At 69.6% G+C, this 12,289-nt stretch carries 7 protein-coding genes; all 7 read left to right on the top strand.

Translation table 11 applies throughout. From position 1 onward, the window contains the following. Nucleotides 1-190 precede the first annotated feature (190 nt). The 7 genes from dnaA to gyrA all read left to right on the top strand — a co-directional run bounded on the left by dnaA (nucleotide 191) and on the right by gyrA (nucleotide 12,281). Entirely contained in the window at nucleotides 191-2,224 is a 2,034-nt protein-coding gene (gene dnaA / locus ACIPM1_RS12380; RefSeq protein WP_402432635.1) for a chromosomal replication initiator protein DnaA, read from the top strand. Nucleotides 2,225-3,194: 970 nt separating this feature from the next. Further along, complete coding sequence (gene dnaN / locus ACIPM1_RS12375; protein WP_356181436.1) at nucleotides 3,195-4,325, top strand: DNA polymerase III subunit beta; 1,131 nt, start codon at nucleotides 3,195-3,197, stop codon at nucleotides 4,323-4,325. A gap of 199 nt (nucleotides 4,326-4,524) precedes the next feature. Then, a complete protein-coding gene (gene gnd, locus ACIPM1_RS12370) occupies nucleotides 4,525-5,400 on the top strand; it encodes a phosphogluconate dehydrogenase (NAD(+)-dependent, decarboxylating) (RefSeq protein WP_402432631.1) in 876 nt (291 codons plus the stop codon). 119 nt (nucleotides 5,401-5,519) lie between these two features. After that, nucleotides 5,520-6,641, top strand: coding sequence for a DNA replication/repair protein RecF (recF, locus tag ACIPM1_RS12365; RefSeq protein WP_402432628.1), 1,122 nt, complete (start codon nucleotides 5,520-5,522; stop codon nucleotides 6,639-6,641). Further along, a complete protein-coding gene (locus ACIPM1_RS12360; protein WP_402432625.1) occupies nucleotides 6,638-7,171 on the top strand; it encodes a DUF721 domain-containing protein in 534 nt (177 codons plus the stop codon). The genes recF and ACIPM1_RS12360 overlap by 4 nt, the downstream gene beginning before the upstream one ends. A gap of 385 nt (nucleotides 7,172-7,556) precedes the next feature. Next, complete coding sequence (gene gyrB, locus ACIPM1_RS12355; protein ID WP_402432621.1) at nucleotides 7,557-9,641, top strand: DNA topoisomerase (ATP-hydrolyzing) subunit B; 2,085 nt, start codon at nucleotides 7,557-7,559, stop codon at nucleotides 9,639-9,641. A 42-nt stretch (nucleotides 9,642-9,683) separates the two neighbouring features. Next, entirely contained in the window at nucleotides 9,684-12,281 is a 2,598-nt protein-coding gene (gene gyrA, locus ACIPM1_RS12350) for a DNA gyrase subunit A (protein WP_402432618.1), read from the top strand. Nucleotides 12,282-12,289: the final 8 nt, after the last annotated feature.

The raw sequence follows: 12,289 nt of genomic DNA, 5'->3' as shown, positions 1-12,289 counted from the left end.
CCATCCGGTCAAACCGGCAGCCACCGAGGGACACTGTCCACAGCCTGGGGACAACAACTTGAACCGTACCCGTCGCGCTGACTACCGTGACTGGACTCCGATTCGTTCCCTTGTCCCCCGCGCCACCCGATTTACATCCCGACCCGTCCCGCAACCACACGTTCGTGGGACCTGTGAGAGAGCGTGCCCTGTGGCTGACGTACCTGCCGATCTTGCCGCAGTATGGCCACGAGTACTCGATCAGCTGCTCGGTGAGGGCCGCGGACAGGGCGTCGAGGTCAAGGACGAGCACTGGATCCGGCGCTGCCAGCCGCTGGCGCTGGTCGCCGACACCGCCCTGCTCGCCGTTCCGAACGAATTCGCCAAGGGCGTGCTCGAGGGCCGCCTCGCCCCGGTCGTCAGCGAGACGTTGAGCCGTGAGTGCGGCCGCCCCATCCGTATCGCGATCACGGTGGACAGCTCCGTCGGCGAGCCCCAGCCACAGGCACCCGCCGCCCCGCGCTACGAGGAGCAGGAGCCGCCCGCCGGCCAGGGCCAGGGCGGGTACGAGGGCTACGGCCGGCACCGGGCCGACAACCACGGCCCGGCCCACCGCTCCGGCCGCGGCGACCAGCACCCGGGCGAGCCGCTGCCGCTCCCGCGCACGGGCCCGCAGTCGGGCGAGGGCGGCGACCCGCTGCCGACCGCCCGCCCCGCGTACCCCTCCGAGTACGCCGACTACCAGCGCCCCGAGCCCGGCGCCTGGCCGCGCCCGGCGCAGGACGACCACGGCTGGCAGCAGCAGCGGTTCGGCTTCCCCGAGCGGGACCCGTACGCGTCCCCCTCACGCGACACGTACGACCGGCAGGACTCCTACGGCAAGCAGGACACGTACGACAGGCAGGACTCCTACGGCAAGCAGGACTCCTACGACCGGCAGGACACGTACGGCAAGCAGGACACGTACTCGCCGTCCCAGGACTACCGTCCGCAGCCGATGGACCGCCCGTCGTACGACCAGCAGCGCTCCGAGTACGAGCCCTCGCGCGGCGACTACGACCAGCGCGACCCCGGCCGGCGCAACCTGCCGGAGCCGCCGGCCGGCTCCGGCCACGTGCACCGCGGCGGCCCGGTGGGCCCGAACCTGCCCACCACCGGCGCCCCCGGCCCGCTGGCCGCGCAGCCCGCCCCGGCCACCGGGCCCGGCGAGCCGACCGCCCGCCTGAACCCGAAGTACCTCTTCGACACCTTCGTCATCGGCGCCTCCAACCGGTTCGCGCACGCGGCCGCGGTCGCCGTCGCCGAGGCACCCGCGAAGGCGTACAACCCCCTGTTCATCTACGGGGAGTCCGGACTCGGCAAGACCCATCTGCTGCACGCGATCGGGCACTACGCCCGCAGCCTCTACCCGGGCACGCGCGTGCGGTACGTGAGCTCGGAGGAGTTCACCAACGAGTTCATCAACTCCATCCGCGACGGCAAGGGCGACAGCTTCCGCAAGCGCTACCGCGAGATGGACATCCTGCTCGTCGACGACATCCAGTTCCTCGCGGACAAGGAGTCGACGCAGGAGGAGTTCTTCCACACGTTCAACACGCTCCACAACGCCAACAAGCAGATCGTGCTGTCCTCCGACCGGCCGCCCAAGCAGCTGGTGACGCTGGAGGACCGGCTGCGCAACCGCTTCGAGTGGGGGCTGATCACCGACGTCCAGCCGCCCGAGCTGGAGACGCGCATCGCGATCCTGCGCAAGAAGGCCGTGCAGGAGCAGCTCAACGCCCCACCGGAGGTGCTGGAGTTCATCGCCTCCCGGATCTCTCGCAACATCCGCGAGCTGGAGGGCGCGCTGATCCGGGTGACGGCGTTCGCCTCGCTCAACCGGCAGCCGGTGGACCTCGGCCTGACGGAGATCGTCCTCAAGGACCTGATCCCCGGCGGGGAGGACAGCGCCCCGGAGATCACGGCGCCGGCCATCATGGCGTCGACGGCCGACTACTTCGGGCTCACCGTCGAGGACCTGTGCGGCACCTCGCGCGGCCGCGCCCTGGTGACGGCACGCCAGATCGCCATGTACCTGTGCCGTGAGCTGACCGACCTCTCACTGCCGAAGATCGGCGCGCAGTTCGGCGGCCGCGACCACACGACGGTGATGCACGCCGACCGCAAGATCCGCGCGCTGATGGCGGAGCGGCGGTCCATCTACAACCAGGTCACCGAGCTGACCAACCGCATCAAGAACGGCTGACGGCCACCCCACACGCCGCACGGCGCCATCACACGCGCCGCCACGCCCTGCCGCCACGTCGGCACACGCGCCGCCACACCCTGCCTGCACGTCGCCACACGCGGCCACGCCTGCCGCCACACGCGCCACCGAGGGCGCCCCGGGGATGCCCCGGGGCGCCCTCGGCCGTCTCTTCGGACGTCTCCCGGCCTCTCGCGCCCGCCCTCGTCTGTTCGAATCCGGGCCGGGTTACGGTCTCCCTCCACAGATTCGCCGACTTTCTTGCGTCCACACGGTGGGGACGGCGAAGTTGTCCAGATCGCATCCACAGGCTGTGCTGTCGGCAGATCATCCGCCCAGCTCAGCTGCCTGTGGAATCGTGGACGAACGATCTCCACAGACTGTGGACGACGGATCGGTCCACAGGGTGTGCGCCAAGTTGTCCACGGGCTTCCCACAGGAGAGAGCCGGTTGTCCCCAGTGATCGGCGGCTTCTCCACACCCCTGTCCACTGTTCGGCAACGCGACGCAGCAGATCACCGCGCCGAGTGAAAGGCGTCACACGAAGGTGCCGGGGCGGGGTGTGGGAAACGGGGGTAAACCTGGGGACGGAGCTGGGGAGAACCGCCCTCAGGCTGTGGGCGACGTGTGCAGAACTTCCCGTTCTCCACAGAACCGCTGGGTTGTCCACGGGCTCCACCCACAGGGGACGTGGACAAAATATCCGCGCTGAGCTGGGCAAACGTGGTTATCCACGGTATCCACAGGCCCTACTACTACTCCCGACTAGAGAGAGCGTGGAATCCGTTTCGAAGCGGGTCCTGTGCACAACTCGAGCTCGGAGCCCCGACCGCCCCTCGGAGCGACTTGACCCCGACAGGCACCTACTGTCAGTGCGGTGCGTCAGACTGGTCCCCGGTGTCCTTCCCGTCGCAGTGGGCGGTGACACCGAGTCGGAGGACTCAGTAGCAACAGCAGGAGGCGGCTTACGGTGAAGATCCGGGTGGAACGCGACGTACTCGCGGAGGCAGTGGCCTGGGCGGCACGCAGCCTCCCGGCCCGTCCGCCGGCGCCTGTCCTCGCCGGCCTGCTGCTGAAGGCCGAGGACGGCCAGCTGAGCCTGTCGAGCTTCGACTACGAGGTCTCCGCGCGCGTCTCCGTCGAGGCCGAGGTCGAGGAGGAGGGCACGGTGCTCGTCTCCGGCCGCCTGCTCGCCGACATCTCCCGCGCCCTCCCCAACCGCCCGGTGGAGATCTCCACCGACGGTGTGCGGGCGACCGTGGTCTGCGGCTCCTCCCGCTTCACCCTCCACACCCTGCCGGTGGAGGAGTACCCGTCGCTCCCGCAGATGCCCAACGCGACGGGCACGGTCCCCGGCGAGGTCTTCGCCTCCGCCGTGCAGCAGGTCGCGATCGCCGCCGGCCGCGACGACACGCTGCCCGTCCTCACCGGTGTCCGCATCGAGATCGAGGGCGACACGGTCACGCTGGCCTCCACCGACCGCTACCGCTTCGCGGTCCGCGAGTTCCTGTGGAAGCCGGAGAACCCGGACGCCTCCGCGGTCGCCCTGGTGCCCGCCAAGACCCTGCTGGACACCGCCAAGGCGCTGACCAGCGGTGACAGCGTCATCCTGGCGCTCTCCGGCTCGGGTGCGGGCGAGGGCCTGATCGGTTTCGAGGGTGCCGGGCGGCGCACGACCACGCGTCTGCTGGAGGGCGACCTCCCGAAGTACCGCACGCTGTTCCCGACGGAGTTCAACTCGGTCGCCACCATCGAGACCGCCCCCTTCGTGGAGGCCGTCAAGCGCGTGGCCCTGGTCGCCGAGCGCAACACCCCGGTGCGGCTGAGCTTCGAGCAGGGCGTGCTCATCCTGGAGGCCGGCTCCAGCGACGACGCACAGGCTGTGGAAAGGGTCGACGCGCAACTCGAGGGCGACGACATCTCCATCGCCTTCAACCCGACGTTCCTGCTGGACGGCCTGAGCGCCATCGACTCCCCGGTGGCCCAGCTCTCCTTCACGACGTCCACCAAGCCCGCGCTGCTGAGCGGCAGGCCCGCGGTGGACGCCGAGGCGGACGAGGCCTACAAGTACCTGATCATGCCGGTGCGCCTGAGCGGCTGACGCCCGCGCCCGCACGGGCGGCGGCGCGGCGGTCCACAGGCCGCGCGGATCTGTGGACCATGCGGTGGGCGAGGCCGCGGGCCGGGGCGTACGTATGAGCGCGTATGCCCACGGATGTGCGCGAGCGTCCGGGTTTAGGCTCGGACGCGGGCACGGAAGTGCCGCAACGCCACGTCGTGACACCTAAGGAACGCAACTGATGGAGCTCGGTCTCGTCGGCCTCGGCAAGATGGGCGGCAACATGCGCGAGCGGATACGCCGCGCGGGCCACACCGTCATCGGATACGACCGCAACCCCGACCTCGCGGACGTCCACAGCCTGGAAGAGCTGGTGGGCAAGCTCGAGGGCCCCCGGGTGGTCTGGGTGATGGTCCCGGCCGGCGACCCCACCCAGCACACGATCGACCGGCTCGGCGAGCTGCTGGAGCCCGGTGACGTGGTCGTGGACGGCGGGAACTCCCGCTGGACCGACGACGAGAAGCACGCCGGGGAGCTGGCGGCCAAGGGCATCGGCTTCGTCGACTGCGGCGTCTCCGGCGGCGTCTGGGGCCTGCAGAACGGCTACGCGCTGATGTACGGCGGCGACGCCGAGAACGTGGCGAAGGTCCAGCCGGTCTTCGACGCGCTGAAGCCCGAGGGCGACTTCGGTTCGGTGCACGCCGGCAAGGTCGGCGCGGGCCACTTCGCGAAGATGGTCCACAACGGCATCGAGTACGCCATGATGCAGGCCTACGCCGAGGGCTGGGAGCTGCTGGAGAAGGTCGACTCCGTCACGGACGTCCGCGAGGTCTTCCGCTCCTGGCAGGAGGGCACCGTCATCCGCTCCTGGCTGCTGGACCTGGCGGTCAACGCCCTCGACGAGGACGAGCACCTGGACAAGCTGCGCGGTTACGCCGAGGACTCCGGCGAGGGCCGGTGGACCGTGGAGGCCGCCATCGACAACGCCGTGCCGCTGCCCGCGATCACGGCCTCGCTCTTCGCGCGGTTCTCCTCCCGTCAGGAGGACTCGCCGCAGATGAAGATGATCGCCGCGCTGCGCAACCAGTTCGGCGGTCACGCGGTAGAGAAGAAGTAGTCCACACCCTGGGGGTGCCCGCCCTGGCACCTCTCGGGAGCGGTCCGGTCCGTCCACAGGCGGTGGACGGACCGGGGAAACCGAAGCACCACCACGTTGGGGGAGGTCGGCGCACGACCATGCACGTCACGCATCTCTCGCTGGCCGACTTCCGCTCGTACGCCCGGGTGGAGGTCCCGCTGGACCCCGGCGTCACCGCCTTCGTGGGCCCCAACGGCCAGGGCAAGACGAACCTCGTCGAGGCCGTCGGCTACCTCGCCACCCTCGGCAGCCACCGCGTCGCCTCCGACGCCCCCCTGGTCCGCATGGGCGCCGAGCGGGCGGTCGTCCGGGCGCAGGTCCGGCAGGGCGAGCGGCAGCAGCTGGTCGAACTGGAGATCAACCCGGGCCGCGCCAACCGCGCCCGCATCAACAGGTCCTCGCAGGTCAAGCCGCGTGACGTGCTCGGCATCGTACGCACCGTGCTGTTCGCGCCGGAGGACCTCGCCCTGGTGAAGGGCGATCCCGGCGAGCGGCGCCGCTTCCTCGACGAGATGATCACCGCCCGCTCCCCGCGCATGGCGGGCGTGCGGTCGGACTACGAGCGGGTCCTCAAGCAGCGCAACACCCTGCTGAAGTCGGCCGCGCTGGCCCGCCGGCACGGCGGCCGCTCCATGGACCTGTCCACGCTGGACGTGTGGGACCAGCACCTCGCGCGCGCGGGCGCCGAACTGCTCGCCCGGCGCCTGGACCTGATCGCGGCGATCCAGCCGCTCGCCGACAAGGCGTACGAGCAGCTCGCGCCCGGCGGGGGCCCCGTGGCGCTGGAGTACAAGCCGTCCGCGCCCGGCGAGGCGCACACCCGCGAGGCGCTCTACGAACAGCTGACGGCCGCGCTCGCCGAGGCCCGCAAGCAGGAGATCGAGCGCGGTGTGACCCTGGTGGGACCGCACCGGGACGATCTGGTGCTCAAGCTCGGTCAGCTGCCCGCCAAGGGGTACGCGTCGCACGGCGAGTCCTGGTCCTACGCGCTGGCGCTGCGCCTGGCCTCCTACGACCTGCTGCGCGCGGAGGGCAACGAGCCGGTGCTGATCCTCGACGACGTCTTCGCCGAGCTGGACGCCCGCCGGCGCGAGCGGCTGGCGGAGCTGGTCGCGCCCGGCGAGCAGGTCCTGGTGACCGCCGCGGTCGACGACGACGTTCCGCACGTCCTGGCGGGGACGCGGTTCGCCGTCGCCGAGGGGACGGTGGAGCGGGCGTGAGCACGGACGAGCCGGGCCCCCGGAAGAACCCCGAGCCCTCCGGCGTCGACCTCGCGCGGGTGGCGCTGAGGGCGGCCAAGGAGGCGGCACGCGCGCGGGGCGACGCGGCGCAGCAGAAGAAGCAGGCGCGGCGCGGTGGTCTGCGCTCCGGTGCGCGCGCCGACGGCCGCGATCCGATGGCGCTCGGTTCGGCGATCAACCGGCTGATCACCGAGCGCGGCTGGGAGACCCCGGCCGCGGTGGGCGGTGTGATGGGGCGGTGGCCGCAGATCGTCGGCGCGGACGTGGCCAAGCACTGCGTGCCGGAGCGTTACGACGAGGGCGAGCGGGTGCTGACCGTGCGCTGCGACTCGACGGCCTGGGCGACGAATCTGCGGCTGCTCGCGCCGACGCTGGTCGCCCGTCTCAACGAGGATCTCGGGCACGGTGCGGTCCGGTTGATCAAGGTGTTCGGACCCGGCGGCTCCGCCCGCCGCTACGGCCCGCTGCGCGCTCCGGGCAGCACGGGGCCGGGCGACACCTACGGGTGACAGACATCACATCGAGTCCCCGTGGCGGACCGTTCGGCGGGGTCACGCGGGGTTCGGACAGGGGTCCGTCGTACGCCTGTGCGCGCTTGTGCATCCCTACCTGACCCTTGAGTAGCGATGGGTTGACGTCCCGAAGCGCTGAGTGCCGCTGTGAGCCTCTTGGAGACCCCTTCCGTATATCGGGACCCGGCGGAGACCGGTTCAGGGCGCCACATGCGGACTCAGGTACCGGCAAACCCCCATCACTGTCGGCGCTACCGGTAGACTGGAAGGCAATCCCGCCCCAAACGTGGGGACCGTCCGGGAAAAGCTGAGCAACGCTGATCAAGGCTGACCAACGCAACATGCCGCAGCCGCTCCGGCAACCCGCCGACGAGCCCGGCTCGTGCTGTGCCAGAAAGGGCGCTTCGTGGCCGATTCCGGCAACCCCAACGAGAACATCCCCTCCACCGACGCCGGCGTGAACGAGGCCGCCTCCTCGAACGGCGAGGTCACGGCCTCCTCGTACGACGCCACCGCGATCACCGTCCTCGAGGGGCTGGACGCGGTCCGCAAGCGACCCGGTATGTACATCGGCTCCACCGGCGAGCGCGGCCTGCACCACCTGGTGCAGGAGGTCGTCGACAACTCCGTCGACGAGGCGCTGGCCGGGCACGCGGACACGATCGACGTCACGATCCTCGCCGACGGCGGTGTGCGGGTCGTCGACAACGGCCGCGGCATCCCGGTGGGCATCGTGCCCTCCGAGGGCAAGCCGGCCGTCGAGGTCGTGCTGACCGTGCTGCACGCCGGCGGCAAGTTCGGCGGCGGCGGGTACGCCGTCTCCGGCGGTCTGCACGGTGTCGGCGTCTCGGTCGTGAACGCCCTGTCGACCAAGGTGTCCGTCGAGGTCAAGACCGACGGGCACCGCTGGACGCAGGACTACAAGATGGGCGTCCCGACGGCGCCGCTGGCCAAGCACGAGGAGATCGAGGAGACCGGTACCTCGGTCACCTTCTGGGCCGACCCGGAGATCTTCGAGACCACCGATTACTCCTTCGAGACGCTGTCGCGGCGCTTCCAGGAGATGGCGTTCCTCAACAAGGGCCTGACCATCCGGCTCACCGACGAGCGCGAGTCGGCGAAGGCCACCACCGGGGCGGACGAGGCCGGCGCGGACGTGAAGGACGAGGTCAAGTCCGTCGCGTACCACTACGAGGGCGGCATCGTCGACTTCGTGAAGTACCTCAACTCCCGCAAGGGGGAGGTCGTGCACCCCACGGTGATCGACCTGGAGGCCGAGGACAAGGACAAGAACCTCTCGCTCGAGGTCGCGCTCCAGTGGAACAGCGGCTACAGCGAGGGCGTGTACTCCTTCGCCAACATCATCCACACCCACGAGGGCGGCACGCACGAGGAGGGCTTCCGCGCGGCCCTGACCTCGCTGATCAACAAGTACGCGCGCGACAAGAAGCTGCTGCGCGAGAAGGACGACAACCTCACCGGCGACGACATCCGCGAGGGTCTGACCGCGATCATCTCGGTCAAGCTGAGCGAGCCGCAGTTCGAGGGCCAGACCAAGACCAAGCTGGGCAACACGGAGGCGAAGACCTTCGTGCAGCGGGCGGTCTACGAGCACCTCAACGACTGGCTGGACCGCAACCCGGTCGAGGCCGCGGACATCATCCGCAAGGGCATCCAGGCGGCCACCGCGCGCGTGGCGGCCCGCAAGGCCCGCGACCTCACCCGCCGCAAGGGCCTGCTGGAGTCGGCGTCCCTGCCGGGCAAGCTGTCGGACTGCCAGTCCAACGACCCGACCAAGTGCGAGATCTTCATCGTCGAGGGTGACTCCGCCGGCGGCTCGGCCAAGTCCGGCCGCAACCCGGAGTACCAGGCGATCCTCCCGATCCGCGGCAAGATCCTCAACGTCGAGAAGGCGCGGATCGACAAGATCCTGCAGAACCAGGAGATCCAGGCGCTGATTTCCGCCTTCGGCACCGGCGTGCACGAGGACTTCGACATCGAGAAGCTCCGCTATCACAAGATCATCCTGATGGCGGACGCCGACGTCGACGGCCAGCACATCAGCACGCTGCTGCTGACCTTCCTGTTCCGCTTCATGCGGCCGCTGGTCGAGGCCGGGCACGTGTACCTCTCCCGCCCGCCGCTCTACAAGATCAAGTGGGGCCGGGACGACATCGAGTACGCCTACTCGGACCGCGAGCGCGACGCGCTGATCGAGATGGGCCGCCAGCGCGGCAAGCGGGTCCGGGAGGACTCCATCCAGCGCTTCAAGGGTCTCGGCGAGATGAACGCCGAGGAGCTGCGCGTGACCACCATGGACCAGGAGCACCGGGTCCTCGGCCAGGTCACCCTCGACGACGCCGCCCAGGCCGACGACCTGTTCTCGGTCCTGATGGGCGAGGACGTCGAGGCCCGCCGCCAGTTCATCCAGCGCAACGCCAAGGACGTCCGCTTCCTCGACATCTGAGTCGGTCTCAGCTGACCGCACCAGGAAGGATCCTCACCAGCAATGGCCGACGAGAACACTCCTGTCACCCCCGCAGAGGGCGGCGAACTCGCGATGCGCGTCGAGCCCGTCGGGCTCGAGACGGAGATGCAGCGCTCGTACCTGGACTACGCGATGTCCGTCATCGTGTCCCGTGCGCTGCCCGACGTCCGCGACGGTCTCAAGCCCGTCCACCGCCGCGTCCTGTACGCCATGTACGACGGCGGCTACCGCCCCGAGCGCGGCTTCTACAAGTGCGCCCGCGTCGTCGGCGACGTCATGGGCAACTACCACCCGCACGGCGACTCCTCGATCTACGACGCCCTGGTGCGCCTCGCCCAGCCGTGGTCGATGCGGATGCCGCTGGTGGACTCCAACGGCAACTTCGGCTCCCCGGGCAACGACCCGGCGGCGGCGATGCGCTACACCGAGTGCAAGATGGCGCCGCTGTCCATGGAGATGGTCCGTGACATCGACGAGGAGACCGTCGACTTCACGGACAACTACGACGGCCGCTCCCAGGAGCCGACCGTCCTGCCGGCCCGCTTCCCGAACCTGCTGATCAACGGCTCGGCCGGTATCGCGGTCGGTATGGCGACCAACATCCCGCCGCACAACCTGCGTGAGGTCGCGTCCGGCGCCCAGTGGTACCTGGAGAACCCCGAGGCGTCGCACGAGGACCTGCTGGACGCGCTCATGGAGCGCATCAAGGGCCCCGACTTCCCGACCGGCGCCCTCGTGGTGGGCCGCAAGGGCATCGAGGAGGCGTACCGCACCGGCCGCGGCTCCATCACGATGCGGGCGGTCGTCGAGGTCGAGGAGATCCAGAACCGCCAGTGCCTGGTGGTCACGGAGCTGCCCTACCAGGTCAACCCCGACAACCTCGCGCAGAAGATCGCCGACCTGGTGAAGGACGGGAAGATCGGCGGCATCGCGGACGTGCGCGACGAGACGTCGTCCCGCACGGGCCAGCGCCTGGTCATCGTCCTCAAGCGGGACGCGGTCGCCAAGGTCGTGCTGAACAACCTCTACAAGCACACCGACCTGCAGACCAACTTCGGCGCCAACATGCTGGCGCTGGTCGACGGCGTGCCGCGCACCCTGTCCCTGGACGCGTTCATCCGCCACTGGGTGACGCACCAGATCGAGGTCATCGTGCGCCGGACCCGCTTCCGGCTGCGCAAGGCCGAGGAGCGCGCCCACATTCTGCGCGGTCTGCTGAAGGCCCTGGACGCCATCGACGAGGTCATCGCGCTGATCCGGCGCAGCGAGACCGTCGAGATCGCGCGCGGGGGCCTGATGAGCCTCCTGGAGATCGACGAGATCCAGGCCAACGCCATCCTCGAGATGCAGCTGCGCCGGCTGGCCGCCCTGGAGCGCCGGAAGATCGTCCAGGAGCACGACGAACTCCAGGCGAAGATCAACGAGTACAACGAGATCCTCGCCTCGCCGGTCCGACAGCGCGGGATCGTCAGCGCGGAGCTGGCCGCGATCGTCGAGAAGTACGGCGACGACCGCCAGACGAAGCTGATCCCCTACGAGGGCGACATGTCCATCGAGGACCTGATCGCCGAGGAGGACATCGTCGTCACGGTCACCCGCGGCGGCTACGTCAAGCGGACCAAGACCGTCGACTACCGCGCCCAGAAGCGCGGCGGCAAGGGCGTGCGCGGCACGAAGCTGAAGGAAGACGACATCGTCGACCACTTCTTCGTCTCCACCACGCACCACTGGCTGCTGTTCTTCACCAACAAGGGCCGGGTCTACCGGGCCAAGGCCTACGAGCTTCCGGACGCCGGCCGGGACGCGCGCGGGCAGCACGTGGCGAACCTGCTGGCCTTCCAGCCGGACGAGGCGATCGCCGAGATCCTCGCGATCCGCGACTACGACGCGGCGCCCTACCTGGTGCTCGCCACCAAGGCCGGCCTGGTCAAGAAGACCCCGCTGAAGGACTACGACTCGCCGCGCTCCGGCGGTGTCATCGCCATCAACCTGCGCGAGCAGCAGGACGGTTCCGACGACGAACTGATCGGAGCCGAACTCGTCTCGGCCGACGACGATCTGCTGCTCGTCAGCAGGAAGGCGCAGTCGATCAGGTTCACCGCGTCCGACGACACATTGCGCCCGATGGGCCGTGCGACCTCGGGCGTCAAGGGCATGAGTTTCCGCGAGGGAGACGAGCTGCTCTCGATGAATGTTGTTCGACCCGGTACGTTCGTGTTCACTGCCACCGACGGCGGGTACGCGAAGCGCACCCGTGTCGACGAGTACCGCGTCCAGGGTCGCGGCGGCCTGGGCATCAAGGCCGCCAAGATCGTCGAGGACCGCGGATCGCTCGTGGGCGCGCTGATTGTCGAGGAGAACGACGAGATCCTCGCCATCACGCTCTCGGGCGGTGTGATTCGTACGCGGGTCAATGAGGTCAGGGAGACGGGCCGTGACACCATGGGCGTCCAACTGATCAACCTGGGCAAGCGCGATGCCGTGGTCGGCATCGCTCGCAACGCCGAGGCGGGACGCGAGGCGGAGGAAGTCGACGGCGACGTGGCCGTGGACGAGACCGCCGAGGACGACGTCGCGATCCTCGGCACGGACGAGGGTGAGGCGCCCTCGGACGAGTAGCACGAGGA

This window comes from Streptomyces sp. NPDC086766, from assembly GCF_044746005.1.
Classification (GTDB): Bacteria; Actinomycetota; Actinomycetes; order Streptomycetales; family Streptomycetaceae; genus Streptomyces.
Note: the sequence above shows the minus strand (reverse complement) of the source record. Positions and strands in the feature narration are given on the sequence as shown.

Bases quoted from the DNA above. Each gene is read 5' to 3' on its own strand.
- gnd (WP_402432631.1), top strand. From the start codon at position 4,525: ATGGAGCTCGGTCTCGTCGGCCTCGGCAAGATGGGCGGCAACATGCGC.
- recF (WP_402432628.1), top strand. From the start codon at position 5,520: ATGCACGTCACGCATCTCTCGCTGGCCGACTTCCGCTCGTACGCCCGG.
- gyrA (WP_402432618.1), top strand. From the start codon at position 9,684: ATGGCCGACGAGAACACTCCTGTCACCCCCGCAGAGGGCGGCGAACTC.